General features: G+C 64.8%; 11 protein-coding genes. 9 read left to right on the forward strand and 2 right to left on the reverse strand.

Annotation, left to right across the window (positions count from 1 at the left end):
* Positions 1-235: 235 nt before the first annotated feature.
* Complete coding sequence (locus tag PAQ31011_RS14795; protein ID WP_174990130.1) at positions 236-883, reverse strand: LysE family translocator; 648 nt, start codon at positions 881-883, stop codon at positions 236-238.
* 214 nt (positions 884-1097) lie between these two features.
* On the opposite strand from PAQ31011_RS14795, the gene PAQ31011_RS14800 reads away from it, so the two are divergent.
* The 4 genes from PAQ31011_RS14800 (at position 1098) to PAQ31011_RS14815 (ending at position 5318) form a co-directional block, all read left to right on the forward strand.
* Positions 1098-1970: an alpha/beta fold hydrolase gene (locus PAQ31011_RS14800; protein WP_217424869.1), complete on the forward strand. Its 873-nt coding sequence runs from the start codon at positions 1098-1100 to the stop codon at positions 1968-1970.
* Between the two features lie 118 nt (positions 1971-2088).
* Positions 2089-2835: a GntR family transcriptional regulator gene (locus PAQ31011_RS14805; RefSeq protein WP_150576569.1), complete on the forward strand. Its 747-nt coding sequence runs from the start codon at positions 2089-2091 to the stop codon at positions 2833-2835.
* 72 nt (positions 2836-2907) lie between these two features.
* Positions 2908-4230 (forward strand): dicarboxylate/amino acid:cation symporter, encoded by a 1323-nt coding sequence (locus PAQ31011_RS14810; protein WP_217424870.1) that lies wholly within the window; start codon positions 2908-2910, stop codon positions 4228-4230.
* The gene (locus PAQ31011_RS14815) at positions 4227-5318 is read left to right on the forward strand and encodes a threonine aldolase family protein (RefSeq protein ID WP_150576570.1); all 1092 of its coding nucleotides are present in this window, start codon (positions 4227-4229) and stop codon (positions 5316-5318) included. The genes PAQ31011_RS14810 and PAQ31011_RS14815 overlap by 4 nt, the downstream gene beginning before the upstream one ends.
* 48 nt (positions 5319-5366) lie before the next feature.
* On the opposite strand, the gene PAQ31011_RS14820 is transcribed toward PAQ31011_RS14815, so the two are convergent.
* Positions 5367-6158, reverse strand: a complete 792-nt coding sequence (locus PAQ31011_RS14820; RefSeq protein WP_150576571.1) for an AraC family transcriptional regulator — start codon at positions 6156-6158, stop codon at positions 5367-5369.
* Between the two features lie 334 nt (positions 6159-6492).
* Here PAQ31011_RS14820 and PAQ31011_RS14825 point away from each other — a divergent pair, with 334 nt between their 5' ends.
* The 5 genes from PAQ31011_RS14825 to PAQ31011_RS14845 are packed head-to-tail and all read left to right on the forward strand — an operon-like array spanning position 6493 to position 14152.
* Positions 6493-8652, forward strand: coding sequence for a TonB-dependent siderophore receptor (locus PAQ31011_RS14825; RefSeq protein ID WP_246179593.1), 2160 nt, complete (start codon positions 6493-6495; stop codon positions 8650-8652).
* On the forward strand, positions 8652-9593 hold the full coding sequence (locus PAQ31011_RS14830) for an ABC transporter substrate-binding protein (RefSeq protein WP_174990131.1): 942 nt from the start codon (positions 8652-8654) through the stop codon (positions 9591-9593). Before PAQ31011_RS14825 ends, PAQ31011_RS14830 begins: the two co-directional genes overlap by 1 nt.
* Entirely contained in the window at positions 9590-11674 is a 2085-nt protein-coding gene (gene fhuB / locus PAQ31011_RS14835; protein ID WP_150576573.1) for a Fe(3+)-hydroxamate ABC transporter permease FhuB, read from the forward strand. The genes PAQ31011_RS14830 and fhuB overlap by 4 nt, the downstream gene beginning before the upstream one ends.
* Positions 11675-11709: 35 nt before the next feature.
* On the forward strand, positions 11710-13377 hold the full coding sequence (locus PAQ31011_RS14840) for a cyclic peptide export ABC transporter (protein WP_150576574.1): 1668 nt from the start codon (positions 11710-11712) through the stop codon (positions 13375-13377).
* Complete coding sequence (locus PAQ31011_RS14845) at positions 13370-14152, forward strand: ATP-binding cassette domain-containing protein (protein ID WP_150576575.1); 783 nt, start codon at positions 13370-13372, stop codon at positions 14150-14152. The genes PAQ31011_RS14840 and PAQ31011_RS14845 overlap by 8 nt, the downstream gene beginning before the upstream one ends.
* Positions 14153-14169 lie beyond the last annotated feature (17 nt).

Consider the following 14169-nt stretch of genomic DNA (forward strand, 5'->3'; position numbering starts at 1 on the left):
CTCGGGGGCGGTAAGACGGTAGGGCGGAAAAACAGCTGAACGGAAAACTGAACATTGAATTGAACAATTGTTCAATTTTTGAAAGCGTATAGCACATGTGTTTATTTTTTGATGCGTGAAAACCCTGACGTTCCGAGTGCCCCGTCTCAGCTGACGAAGACATGGGGCAAGCGGCGACGAATATGAAAAAACCCGCCGAAGCGGGTTTGGGGGGGGGCGAGCGAGGAGGGGGCGGTTACTTCGACGTGCCGTTGGACGTTGCCAGCGCCGCGATGCCCAGCCCCATGTACAGCAGGCCCGCGATGTACTTGCCGATCCCCGGCTTCTTGCTGCGGTTGGCGAGCGCGCGGCCGATGGTACGCGCGAGGGCGGCGTAGGTCGTGTCGCTCATCCCGCCCACGAGGACCAGCAACAGGCCCAGCGTGACGATTTGCAGCGGCACATGACCGAGCGACGGCGTGACGAACTGCGGCAGAAACGCCGCGATGAAGAGGCCTGTCTTGGGGTTGAGCAGATTGACCAGGAAGCCCTTTTTGATCGTCTCGCCGAGTGCGCGGGATTGCGATTGCGGCGCGGCAGTCGTCCCCGAGGCCGACGGCTTGCTGCGAATGACCTTGATGCCCAGATACACGAGGTAGCCGGCACCCAGCAACTTGATGGCATTGAACAGCCACGGCGACGCCATCAGCAGTGCCGTGAGACCGGCGGCGGCGAAGCTCACGTGCACGAGCGTGGCGAGCATCACACCGAAGCAGGACGCGAGACCGAAGCGAAAGCCCTGACTGGCGCTCGTCGTCGAAATGTAAATGGTCGTCGGACCGGGAATCGCCACCATGATGAGCACGGTGGCGAGAAAGAAGGGCAGTACGTGAAGGTCGATCATGCCGGAACACACAAGACGGATAGGAGGGCATCGTAACACCGGGCACGGCGTCGGATCAGACATGCGTGAGCGTTTTCGGACGAATGCTCAACTCTCAAGTGCCATCGCAACGCAACGTTGAATGTCAGGGGGCCGTGTACGCCCGTTCCTCGCACCTCCGGCGGCAGGAATCGGGATACAGTGGCCGGGCATCTCACCCCCCAACTTCATCGCCATGAAAATCATCGAATCGTCGCTCAAACCGTTACTGGCCATGGTGGGCGTAGTCGCCGCCGCGGCCGCCCTGCAAGCTGCGCCATCCATGGCCGCCGAGCTATGGCAGACGTTGCCGCCGACCCCGGCTCCGGCCAAGTTCGATCGCACAGGCTTCGCCAACGTGAACGGCATTCGTCTGTATAACGCCGAGGTCGGCAAGGGTAGCCCGGTGCTGCTGCTGCACGGCGGTCTGGCGAACTCGGACTATCTCGCCAAACAGGTCGAAGCGCTCAAGGCGCATCACCTCGTGATCGCCGTCGATACGCGCGGGCACGGGCGCAGCACGCGCGACGACCGTCCGTACGGTTATGACCTGATGGCCGACGACGTCATCGCGCTGCTCGATCAACTGCACATCAAGAAGGCCGATGTCGTGGGCTGGAGCGATGGCGCTATTCAGGGCATCGACCTCGCGATCCGCTATCCGGACCGTGTGGGCAAGATCGTGGCGTTCGGTGTGAACACCAACACCGACGGTCTCAAGCCCGACTTCGACAAGAACCCGGTGTTCGCCGAGTTCATCAAGCGCGCGGCCAATGACTACGCAAAGCTCTCGTCCACGCCGAAGGAGTACGACGCGTTCCTGAACCAGATCGGCAAGATGTGGGAAGGGCAGCCCAACTGGACCGACACCCAGTTGAAGACGATCAAATCGAAGGTGCTGATCCTCGACGGCGAGCATGACGAAGGTATCAAGCTCGAACACAACATCTACATGGCGCACACGATCCCGGGCGCGCAACTGATGATCCTGCCGGGCGTGAGCCACTTCGCCTTCATCCAGGATCCGAAGATGTTCAACTTCGCGATCACGCATTTCCTCGATCACTGAGGCAATGGTCTAGCAGGAGGCGGAGCGCTCGGCTCCGCCTCATCGTTTACCCGCAAACTCCCCCATCCCACAGCTTTTGTCGTTGACCGGCAAATTGTTTTTTGCTGGTATACCAGTTATGAACCAGACCCAACGCACCCCGGCCCTGAGCGAATCGGCTTACAGCGCCATTCGCAATCTGATCGTTTCCGGCGAAATCCGCGCGGGCGAGGCGCTGTCCGAGCGCGCGCTCTCGGAGCGTTTCGGCATCAGCCGTACGCCCGTGCGCGAAGCGATTCGCGCGCTCGCCAACGACGGCCTGCTGGAGATCGTGCCCATGCGCGGCACCTTCGTGCGTCAGTTGTCGGTGCGGGATCTGAGCGAAATTCACGAAGTGCGGCTGGCCCTCGAAGGCATGGCGGCATGGCTGGCGGCGCAAAAAGGCGTGACGCCGGCGCTGGAAGAGGTCGCCGTGCGCCTGCGCGCGCTCGACGCACAGGGGATCGACGGCATCGAACTCGACGTCGACATCACCCAGCGCGTGGGCTGGCAGTTCCACGAAGCGATGTTCGCGGCGGCCGACAACGTGCGACTCACCGAGACCTATCACGCGTTGCGCACCCAGAACGGTCTGGCGCTGCAACGCATTCCGCATTACGACGCCGAGCGCACCCGCACCGCCGTTCGCGAACACCTCGCGATCTTCGATGCCATCGCCGCCGGGCGTCCCGAGGAGGCTCAGCGTCATGTCTGGGACCACCTCACGCACGCCATGCAGGCTCGCCTGCAGGCGCTCGTTCCTCCTGCGGCGCCGTCGGCGGTGGCCGTCGGGCTGTCAGCGGGGGCACCCACCGCGACACCCGCAAGCAAAAGCCGCAAGCGCTGATCGCCCGGCAGCACGCGAGACCGTGCCAGTCAGGTGAGCCGCAATGCCACGTAATTTCCGGAGATAGTCGTCATGTCGTCAAGCACTGCCAGCAAGAAGAAGCGCCTCCTTCCGTTACCCATTCAGATGTTGATCGGCCTGGCGCTGGGTATCGGCTGCGGTATGGTCGCCCCGGCGCTCGCCACGAAGCTCATGCCTGTAGGCACCGCCTTCGTGCAGGCCGTGAAGATGATCGTCGTGCCCCTCGTCTTCACGGCGATCACGCTCGGCATCTACCAGATGGGACACAACGCGCGCGCGCTCGGCCGCGTCTCCGCCATCAGCCTGATCTACTTCTTCATCGCGACGCTCGTCTCGATCGTGATCGGACTCGGCCTGAACGCGATCTTCCATCCGGGCCTCGGCGCGAATCTCGCGGCGGCACACGCGTCGGCCAAGCCGATTGCGGCGTCGGTGGACTGGACCAAGTTCTTCCTGGAAATGATTCCGTCGAACATCTTCGCAGCGATGAGCGGCAGCAATCTGCTGCCGGTGCTGGTCTTTGCCGTGCTGCTCGGACTGGCGCTGTCGTCCATCGGTGCGCGCGCGAAGCCGCTCGTCGGCGTGCTCGACGCGCTCATGGGGGCCGTGTTCAAGCTGACCGACTGGATCATTTCGCTCTCGCCGCTGGCGATCTTCGCGATCATCTCGTGGCTGTTCGCCACGCAGGGCATCGGCACGATTCTGGCGCTCGTGAAGCTCGTCGGCACGATGTACCTCGGCCTTGGTGTGCTGCTGGTGCTGTTCTGGATTCTGCTCAAGGCCATCGGCGAAAAGCCGTGGGCGACGACGCGCGCCATCGGTGAGCCGGTGATTCTCGCGTTCGCCACGCGCTCGTCGGAGGCCACGCTGCCGCTGCACATGGAAAAGCTCATCGCGATGGGCGTGCCGAAGGCCATCGCATCGGTCGTGCTGCCGCTGGGCTACGCGTTCAATCGCGACGGCTCGATCATGTACTTCGCGCTGGCCGTCGGCTTCCTGGCCGATGCCTACCACGTGCCGCTCGACATGCCGACGCTGCTCTCGATCGTGCTCGTCACCACGCTCGCCAGCAAGGGCAGCGCGAACGTGCCTTCGGGCGGTCTCGTGGCGATTGCGATGGTGCTCACGACCATCGGCGTGCCCATCGAGGCGCTCGCCATCATCGCCGGTGTCGATGCCTTCCTCGACATGGGCCGCACCGCCATCAACGTTTTCAGCAACACCGTGGCCATCAAGCTCGTCATGAAGCTCGCCGGTATTCCGTACGAATCGCCCGAAGCCGTGCAAGCGGCGCTCGCCGCCGAGTCGGAGTCCGTGCAATCCGCGCGATCCGCGAGCGATGGCAGCCATGCCCACGGCCAGGAGTTCGCATGACCTCAGGTAATACCGAACGCTTCGTCGATCTGCGAAGCGATACCGTCACCCGGCCCACGGCCCTGATGTGGGAGGCGATGCAAACCGCATCGCTGGGTGACGACACCCTCGAAGGCGATCCGACCGTGCGCGCGCTGGAACATCTCGCGGCGGTCGTCACCGGCAAAGAGGAGGCGATGTTCGTCGTCTCCGGCACGATGGGCAATCTGATCGCTTCGCTGTGCCACGCCACGCGTGGCGGCGAAGCGGTGCTCGACGCGCAGGCGCACATGGCGAAGTCGGAGGCGGGCGGCATGTCGCGCCTCGCGCATCTGTACCCGGTGCTCATTCCATCGGTGCGCGGCGAGATGGATCTCGATCAATTGGCCGGGGCGTTGCGTCCCGGCTTTTCGCGTTATGGACAGCCGACGGCGATGGTGGCGGTCGAGTCTACCCATAACCACTCCGGCGGCTACGTGCCGTCGCTGTCGTATCTGGCGGATGTGCGCGCGCTCGCGTCACGTGCGGGCGTGCCGGTCCACATGGACGGTGCGCGCGTGTTCAACGCGGCGGCGGCGCTGGGTGTCGACGTCGGCCAGATCACCGCGCATTGCGACAGCCTGACGTTCTGCCTCTCGAAGGGGCTGTCGGCACCGATGGGCGCAATGCTTGTCGGTTCGCACGTCATGATCGAACAGGCGCGCACGTTCCGTCGCATGACGGGGGGCGGGTTGCGTCAGGCGGGCATCATGGCCGCAGCGGGGAAGGTGGCGATGGAGACGATGGTCGCGCGACTGGCCGACGACAACGTGCGTGCGCAACGTCTGTGGGACGGCCTCGCGCAGATCGATCCGCAACTGGTCGACGCGGTGCCGTCCACGAGCAACATCGTGCGTCTGCGTGTCGGCGAACAACGCGAGGCGAACCCGCGTGCATGGGAGGCGGCGCTGGCGGAGTACGGCATCTTGGCGCGCGCGAGCGGTACGTCGATGCTGCGGCTCGTGACGCATCGCCATATCGGCGACGAGGATATCGACGAAACCATCGCGGCCATCGCGTCGATTCGCGATACGTTTGCGTCGCGCGCGACGCCGCTCGGCGTAGCCTGATCGGGCGTTGCGAGGGCGTTGAATCGGGTTAGAGCGGCTTAAAGCGGCTCAGCGCTCGGCCACGGCCAGATACTGTTGCGGTGCGCGGCCGAACAGCCGCTTGAACATTACGATGAAAGCGCTCGGGCTTTGATAGCCGAGCGCGAGCGCGACGTCGCCGACCGACGCCCCGAGCGCCAGCCGCGTGATCGCCTCGGACGCCCGCATATGCTGGCACCAGCGTCCGAACGTCATCCCCGTCTCATCCTTGAAGCGGCGCGCCAGTGTCTTGCCACTGGCCCCCAGCTCTTCTCCCCAACGCTCCAGCGAGTAATCGGTCGCAGGCGCCATCATCATGTGTTCGCAAATCGCCAGCAGCTTCGCGGAACTGGGCAACGGCAAGCCGTGCTCGCCGGGAGCGGCCGCCTCACGCAGCAAGCGCAGGAGCAAAGGGATGGAGAGGGCGGTGCGGCTGTCGGGCGCGTAGTGGAAGCCGTCGGACAACATGTCGACGGCCAGCTCGCGCAGCAGCGGGCCGACGGTCAGCACGAGTGCGTTCGGCCACAACCACGACACCGTGCCCGGCTCGACGCTGATCGTGCAGAACTGCATGCGTCCGACGGCGTGCAGTTCGTGCGGCGTATTCGGCGGCAACCAGAGCGCGCGCGACGCGGGCAGGGTCCACGTGTGCGCCGGCGTGAGCACGCGCACCACGCCGCGCAGCGCCATCACCACGTGACCGTGCTGATGCTGATGCCACGGTTGGCGCTCACCATCCTCACATTCCATGCCCCCAAGCGTGACGTCGCGCGGCAAATGACGGCGCGTTTCCGGATAGCGGCGCAGCAGCAATTCCTTCATGACGACTTCCCAACCGGACCGATTTATTCGGTCAGATGACGTGCCGTTTGTCCTGTAACCCCTCATGAGGCGGACCCGACACGCCAAAGCATAGAGAAAAGGACAAAAATTGTCCTTTTCTCAACATTTTTTGCGATTCACAGCAAAAGCATCCCCGGTATTCTACCAACTGCCATCGGGGTTCAGGTGGCAGATACAAGTGATAATAGTAATGCGTCTCATTTATTTTAATTCATTCCATTGGAATGGCTCTGGCGCGGGAAGCGGACGTAAAGTGAAACGAAATCACACGGGGAAGGCGACCCACTCGAACAGTGGGCGACGAATGACGGTCATGGCGGCAGTGCTCACCGTAGCGGTGTTCGGGCAGCACGCCGCGATGGCGGCAGACGCGAACGAGACGTCGTCGGCGGGGGCAGCGAATGCATCGGGTGTCGCGGGTGCCACAGGTGCTGCCGGTGCGGCGGGCGCAGTGACGCTGCCCGCAACGCAAGTGCGCGATAGCGCGCTGACCGAGAACCCGAACGGTCCGGGCCGGGGCTACGTCGCCAAGCGCATGACGACCGTCACCAAGACCGACGCGTCGACACTGACCGCGCCGCAAGCGACTTCGACAGTCACACGTGCACAAATGGACGATCAGGGCGCGATCACGATCGACCAGGCATTGCGCTACACGACCGGCGTCAATACGCAGGACGGCACCGACGTGCGCTTCGACCAGCTTCGCGCCCGTGGCTTCGACATCGACGCCTACCTCGACGGTCTCGGCATCTTCCCGTCGCCGCGCTTCGCGACCGCCCGTGTCGACCCGTATCTGCTGGAGCGCATCGACGTGATGTTCGGCCCGTCCTCCGTGCTGTACGGGCAGGGCAACCCCGGTGGCATCGTCAACTACAGCAGCAAGTTGCCGTCGGACCAGCCCGTGCGCGAAGTGATGCTCCAGATCGGCAATCACGACACGTATCAGACCGGTTTCGATCTCGGTGGATCGCTGACACCCGACGGCACGATCCTCTATCGCGTCGTGGGGCTGGCGCGCGACGCCAAGACGCAGGTCAGCGCCATCAAGGATCAGCGGCTGGCGATTGCGCCTTCGATCACGTTCAAGCCGGATCGCGACACGTCGCTGACCTTGCTCGCGGGCTATCAACGCGACCCGGCGGGCGGACTGTTCAATCCGGTGCCCGCCAGCGGCACGCTGTTTGTGAATCCGAATGGCCGTCTCGGCCCGGATCAGTATTTCGGTGACCCGAATCGCGACGGCATGCAGCGCACGCAATACTGGTTCGGCTATCAGTTCGCGAAGCAGTTGAACGACACGTGGCGCATTTCGCAGAACGCGCGTTATCTGCACGTCGACCAGAACTACTACCAGACGTCCGTCACCAGCCCGTTCGCGGCGGATCAGCGCACGGTGGCGATGTGGGGCAACACCGACTTCGAGCACGTGAGCCAGTGGCAGATCGATACGAACGCACAGGCAAAGTTCGCGACCGGACCGGTCGAACACACGATGCTTTTCGGCTTCGACTATCGCCGCGTGCTTGAGGGCGATAACTACGGCGGTGCGGTTGTCGGTCAGTTGGACCTGTTCAATCCGAACTACAGCGCGCTGGCGAGCGTGAGTCCGAACACGCGGCTGGACTACTCGCTGAGTCAGGCCGGGCTGTACGCACAGGACGAACTGCGATTCAACCGTTGGGTGCTCACGCTCGGCCTGCGCGAGGATTGGGCGACGACGCGCTCAGCCACCAACGGCGTGCAACGCACGGCGGACAACAGCGCGTTCACGTGGCGGACCGGGCTGTCGTATGCGTTCGACAACGGCGTCGCCCCCTACGTGAGCTATGCGAAGTCGTTCGCCCCGGTGCTGGGCACGAACTTCGCGGGGGATGCGCTAACGCCCACGCAAGGCAAGCAGTACGAAGTCGGCGTGCGCTATCAGCCGAAAAACTACGACGCGTCGCTGCGCCTGTCGGCCTTCGATCTGCGTCAGGAAAATGTGAGCGTGGTCGATCCGGCGCACCCGACCTTCCCGACGCAGACGGGCGAAATCCGTTCGCGCGGCGTCGAAGCCGAGGCGCGCGCCAACCTCACCCGCGACCTGAAGGTGATCGCGTCGTACACGTACGTCAACCAGGTCAACCTGCAAAGCACGACGGCGCAGGGCAAGCGTCCGCAGATCACGCCGCGTAACAGCGTCGCGCTCTGGGCCGATTACACGATGCACGAGGGCGCGTTGCGCAATCTCGGGTTCGGTGCCGGCGTGCGCTATATGAGTTCGTCGGCCGGCGACGCCGCCAACACGTTCGAAGTACCGAGCCGCACGCTGGTCGACGCCGCCGTGCACTACGACTGGCAGCAATGGCGCTTCGCCGTGAACGTCAGCAACCTCTTTAACCGCGAATACCTCTCGTACTGCACATCGTCGTCGCTGTGCTACTGGGGCGCGACGCGAACCGTTCTGGGGACAGCCCGATATCAATGGTGATGCAACGACAATCGTTTGCCGCACGACGCCGCCTTCTGGCGGCGTTTGGCGTTGGTGCGCTGGCACCGTTCATAGGGGCAGGGGGCGTGCTCGCGTCCCCCGTTGTGGCTTCGTCCATGCCTTCATCCGCGCCCTCGGGTCGTATGCCGCGCGTGGTGGTACTCGACTGGGGGCTTGCCGCGCAGGTGCTGGCGCTGGGCGTGACGCCCGTGGGCGCGGCGCGTCCGTTCTGGTATCGGCTGCTCTCGGGCACGCCTGCCATGCCCGATGACGTCGTCGACGTCGGCCTCCTTTTCCAACCGAATTTCGAAGTGGTGCAGGCGCTGCGCCCGGATCTGATCGTCATCACGCCAGCGCACGGCGCGCTCGCCGATTCGCTCGCGCGCATCGCGCCACTGTTCGTCGCGCCGCCCCCCCATCCGCATGAAGACGGCTATCAACTGGCATTGCGTCGCGCGCGGGCATTGGGCGACGCGCTGGGGCGTCCGGCGCAGACATCGCAGTTGCTCGCGGCGACGGACGCTCACCTGAGCGAGGTACGCGAGCGCTTGACGAAGCACGACGTCACGCAACGCCCGGTGTATCTGATGAGCCCCATCGACACGCGTCTGACGAACGTCTTCGGCCGAGAGAGCGTGTTTGGCGGAACGCTGGCCGCTGTGGGGCTGACGAACGCGTGGCGGCGTCCGAGCGATACGGAAGGCATGGCGCAGATCGACTACACGCAGCTCGGGGCAGATGCCTCGGCACGCGCGATGCTGATCGGTGCGCGTCCCGGGTTGTTGGGCATGCTCGGTCAGAGCCCGTTGTGGCAGGCGCTGCCATTCGTGCGCGGGGCACGCGTCGGCCAGTTGCCGATCATGTTGCCCACGGGCGGAACGCCCACGGCGATGAAGCTGGCCGACGCGTTGAGCGTCGCGCTGACGGGAGCGGCGGCATGAGCACGGGAAATCCGCTTCAACCGATGATGGCAGGCAAGCCGCACGGGGCCGCGACGTCCGTCGAGGGGCGTCATCTCTGGCGTCTCGCAACGATTGTCGGCGTGCCTGCACTGGTGCTGACCGTCGTCACGTTGCTGTCGCTACGCCCGGCGGGTGTCGACAGCGGCACGTTTCTGGCTGCCGTCTGGCACGCCGTCACCCGTCCGGCGCTGGACCCTGGTGCGCCGGCTTCGGCCGCCGCGATGTCGGGTCTGCTCGTGAACTACGCGTGGCTGCCGCGACTGGCGATGTCGGTGCTGGCCGGTGCCGGGCTTGCGCTCGCGGGTGTGATGTTTCAGCAGGTGCTGCGCAATCCGCTGGCCGAACCGCTGACGCTGGGCGTGGCGTCGGGGGCGTCGCTCGCGCTGTCGGCGGCGACGATCTGGTTGCCGGCGGTGGCCTTCGCGTGGCGCTCAGGCGTCGCGCTGTTCGGCTCGGTGGCGGCCATTGCCGTGGTGATGGGGCTGACGTGGCGTAGCCGCTTCGCCCCCATCCCGGTGATTCTCGCGGGCATGATCGTCAACCTGTATTGCAGCGGTCTCTCGATCATGGTGTCGATGACGCACGAACGCGCGCTCGTCGGTGTCTTCGCATGGGGGGCCGGGTCGCTGGTGCAAAACGGCTGGCACGACTTCGGATGGCTGTTGCCCCGCGTGATCGTGGCCGTCGTTGCCGCAGCGTTGCTGCTCAGACCGCTGACGCTGTTCACGCTCGACGACCGCAGCATCACCCAACTCGGCGCGCGCGTCGCGTGGATTCGCACCGCCGGACTGGTGGTCGCGGTGGCGCTCTCGGCATGCATCGTCAGCATTGTCGGCATCATCGGTTTCGTAGGGCTGGCCGGTCCGCAACTGGTGCGTCTCGCCGGTGCGCGACGTCTGCGCGATCAACTGATCTGGGCACCGTTCATCGGTGCACTCATGCTGATGCTGACCGATCAGTTGGTGCAGTGGCTGCCGCTGTTCGACGGCGCGTCGTTGCCGACGGGTGCCGCCGCTGCGCTGTTCGGCGGACCGCTGTTGCTGTGGCTCCTGCGGCGCACGCGGGCCGGCGAGGTGGCGACTGCCGATGCTGCGCCGCCCGCACGCGCGCGTCATCCGTTCCGATGGCTCGCGCTGGCGCTCGTGTTTGGCGTCGCGCTCGTGTGGGTGACGCAGCATCTCGGGCGTTCGTTCGACGGCTGGGAATGGGCGACGGACGCGTCATGGGCAGTGCTTTCGCCATGGCGGCTGCCGCGCATGCTGGCGTCGGCTGCGGCGGGTGTTGCGCTGGCACTGGCGGGCACGCTGCTGCAACGGATCAGCGGCAACCCGATGGCCAGCCCTGAACTGTTGGGCGTGAGCGGCGGCGCAATGCTGGGTGTGCTGATCGTGACGTTTGCGATGGTCGGCCCGTCGGCGTCGACCCTGTTTGTCGCGGCCTTCGCAGGCGCTGCGCTCAGTCTCGCGGTCATGCTCACGCTCTCGCGCAAGGGCGGTTTCTCACCCACGCGGATGCTGCTCGCGGGCGTGGCGATCTCCGGCATGGCGCAGTCGTTGGTGGCGATCGGGAGCGCGAGCGGCACGGCCAATGCGTTCCTGCTGCGTTCGCTCATGCTTGGCCTCACGTACATCGTTGGTCCCGGGATCGCCGTGGGCACCGTCGTCGCCTCGTTGGTGGGGCTGGTGCTGACGTGCCTCGCATCGCGCTGGCTCGATCTGTTGCCGATGGGCGACGCAACGGCGACCGCCGTTGGCGTGAACGTGCGGCGTGCACGCCTGTGGATGTGGTGTCTGGCCGCGACACTCAGCGCCGTGGCGACGCTCGTCGTCGGCCCGCTGTCGTTCGTCGGTCTGCTCGCACCGCATCTGGCGCGCATGGCCGGGTTCGGCAAGGGACGCGCGCAGGCCGTCGCATCGGCCGTGTCCGGTGCGTTGCTGATGATCGCCGCCGACTGGCTCGGACGCAATCTGCTCTTCCCACAACAACTCCCGGCAGGCGTGCTCGCCATGCTGATCGCCGCGCCGTATCTGCTGTGGCACCTGCGTCGGCAGGTGGCATGAAGTTCCCGACATCCCCATAAAAACAGAGATCTCTTATGTCCTTGTTCTGGCAATTGGTACGTGCGTCTCGATGGCCCTTGGCCATCGCGTTCGCCGGCAGTCTCATCAGCGGTTTCGGCAATGCAGGTCTCGTCGCGCTGATCAACCGTGCGTTGACGGCCCCACGCGAGCATCTGGGCATGCTCGGCATGCAATTCCTCGGCCTCGGCGTGATCGTGCTGGTCACGCGGGCGCTGTCGCAGACGCTCTTCATGTCGCTCGGTCAGCGCGCGAAGGCGACGTTGCGCATGCAGGTTGTGCGCCGTATCGGTGCCGCACCGTACGCGAGCCTTGAGAGGCACGGCATTGCTCGAGCGATTGCCGTCCTCACGCAGGATCTCGACACCATCGTCGTGCTGTTCGTGAACCTGCCGGTGCTCGCGATGCAGGGCGCGGTGATCGCGGGATGCCTCGTGTATCTCGGCTATCTGTCGTGGGAGATTCTGCTGTTCGCCGTGGTGACGATCTTCATCGGCGCGGCGGGATTTCGCTTCGCCAACCAGCGCGCGCTGCTGCATCTGCGCAGCTCGCGCAAGCGGGAGGAATCGCTGGTGAAGGACTTCCGCGCGTTGTTCGACGGGGCGAAGGAGCTGAAGCTGCATCGCGCCCGTCGCGACGCCTTCATCGAAGACCGTCTCGCCAGCAATGTCGAAGCGGTGCGCGTGCAGCGCACGCGCGGTTACGTGCTGTATGCGGCGGCAGCGAGTTGGGGCAGCTTCATTCTGTTCGCCTTCATCGGCCTGACGCTGTTCGTGGTGCTGCGTCACGTCGACTTACCGCCGCAGGTGGTGTCCGGCTACGCGCTCGTGTTCCTGTACATGATCATGCCGATCGAAGGCGTGCTCTCGGCGATGCCGTCGCTGGGCAGTGCGCGCGTCGCGCTGGAGCGCATCGCACAGGTGGAGAACGAACTGCCGCGCGAACTGCTGCCCGCCCCGGGTAAGCGCGAAACACCGGCGTTCCACGAGATCGTGCTTGAGGGCGTCACGCATCGCTACTTCCGTGAGCAGGAAAACGAAGTGTTCACGTTGGGGCCGGTGACGCTCACGTTCCGTCCGGGAGAACTCGTCTATCTGGTCGGCGGTAACGGGAGCGGCAAGACCACACTGGCCAAGCTGATCGTCGGCCTGTATGCCCCCGAGCAGGGTCGTATCGTGGTCGATGGCGTGCCCGTGGGCGACGCCGAGCGTGACCACTACCGTCAACTGTTCTCCGTGGTGTTCAGCGACTTCTTTCTGTTCGAACATCTGCTCGGCTTGCCCCCGGAAGGGCTCGACGCGCAGGCACAGGCGCTGCTCAAGTCGCTGCAACTCGATCACAAGGTCACGATCTCGGACGGCCGCTTTTCCACGCTCGATCTGTCGCAGGGACAGCGCAAGCGCCTCGCATTGCTAGTGGCCTATCTGGAAGACCGGCCGTTCTACGTCTTCGACGAATGGGCGGCGGATCAGGACCCGCTGTTCAAGGATGTTTTTTACCGCCAGATGCTGCCCGCGCTCAAAGCGCGCGGCAAGAGCGTGCTGGTCATTACCCACGACGACCGCTACTTCGATCTGGCGGATCGTCTGATTCGTCTCGACTACGGTCAGTTGCGTCAATCACACGAGCCGCAAGCCGACGTCGGCACACCCAACGAACCTGCTTCACCGAATACTCATGACTGATATCCCGATGTTCGCTTTGCAAGACGTTTCGTTCGCGGTAGAGGGGCGCACGCTGCTCGCGCCACTGACGCTGGAACTCGCGGCCGGACAGGTGCACGGACTGATCGGCCACAACGGCTCGGGCAAGTCGAGCCTGATCAAGTTGCTCGCGCGCCAGCTCTCGCCCGTGAGCGGCAACATCCAGTTCGAGGGACGGGCGCTGGCGTCGTGGGGCGCACGCGAGTTTGCGCGGCGTGTGGCGTATTTGCCGCAGCAGCCGCCCGCCGCGGCCGGGATGACGGTGTCGGAACTCGTCGCGCTCGGTCGTTACCCGTGGCACGGCGCGCTCGGACGCTTCGACGCCCATGACCATGAGGCCGTGCAGAACGCGATGGTGCAGACGGACGTACTCGGCTTTGCCGACCGTCTCGTGGAGTCGCTTTCGGGCGGGGAGCGTCAGCGCGTATGGCTGGCGATGCTCGTTGCGCAGCAGGCGCAGTGTCTATTGCTGGATGAACCGACCTCGGCGCTCGATGTAGCCCATCAACTGGACGTGCTCAAACTCGTGCGCGAACTGGCCGACGCGCATGGTCTCGGCGTGGTGATCGTGCTGCACGACGTCAACATGGCTGCGCGCTTTTGCGACACGCTGCTCGCGCTCAAACACGGCAAACCGATTGCGCGCGGCACCCCGGCAGAACTGATGTCGCCCGACACATTGCAGACTATCTACGGCGTGCCGATGGGCGTCCTGCCGAATCCCGATGGTGGAATGCCTGTGAGCTATGCGCGCTGACGTCACGCGCTGAGTGT

Source organism: Pandoraea aquatica, from assembly GCF_902459565.1.
Classification (GTDB): Bacteria; Pseudomonadota; Gammaproteobacteria; order Burkholderiales; family Burkholderiaceae; genus Pandoraea; species Pandoraea aquatica.

Bases quoted from the DNA above. Each gene is read 5' to 3' on its own strand.
- PAQ31011_RS14795 (WP_174990130.1), bottom strand. From the start codon at position 883: ATGATCGACCTTCACGTACTGCCCTTCTTTCTCGCCACCGTGCTCATC.
- PAQ31011_RS14800 (WP_217424869.1), top strand. From the start codon at position 1,098: ATGAAAATCATCGAATCGTCGCTCAAACCGTTACTGGCCATGGTGGGC.
- PAQ31011_RS14805 (WP_150576569.1), top strand. From the start codon at position 2,089: ATGAACCAGACCCAACGCACCCCGGCCCTGAGCGAATCGGCTTACAGC.
- PAQ31011_RS14810 (WP_217424870.1), top strand. From the start codon at position 2,908: ATGTCGTCAAGCACTGCCAGCAAGAAGAAGCGCCTCCTTCCGTTACCC.
- PAQ31011_RS14815 (WP_150576570.1), top strand. From the start codon at position 4,227: ATGACCTCAGGTAATACCGAACGCTTCGTCGATCTGCGAAGCGATACC.
- PAQ31011_RS14820 (WP_150576571.1), bottom strand. From the start codon at position 6,158: ATGAAGGAATTGCTGCTGCGCCGCTATCCGGAAACGCGCCGTCATTTG.
- PAQ31011_RS14825 (WP_246179593.1), top strand. From the start codon at position 6,493: ATGGCGGCAGTGCTCACCGTAGCGGTGTTCGGGCAGCACGCCGCGATG.
- PAQ31011_RS14830 (WP_174990131.1), top strand. From the start codon at position 8,652: ATGCAACGACAATCGTTTGCCGCACGACGCCGCCTTCTGGCGGCGTTT.
- fhuB (WP_150576573.1), top strand. From the start codon at position 9,590: ATGAGCACGGGAAATCCGCTTCAACCGATGATGGCAGGCAAGCCGCAC.
- PAQ31011_RS14840 (WP_150576574.1), top strand. From the start codon at position 11,710: ATGTCCTTGTTCTGGCAATTGGTACGTGCGTCTCGATGGCCCTTGGCC.
- PAQ31011_RS14845 (WP_150576575.1), top strand. From the start codon at position 13,370: ATGACTGATATCCCGATGTTCGCTTTGCAAGACGTTTCGTTCGCGGTA.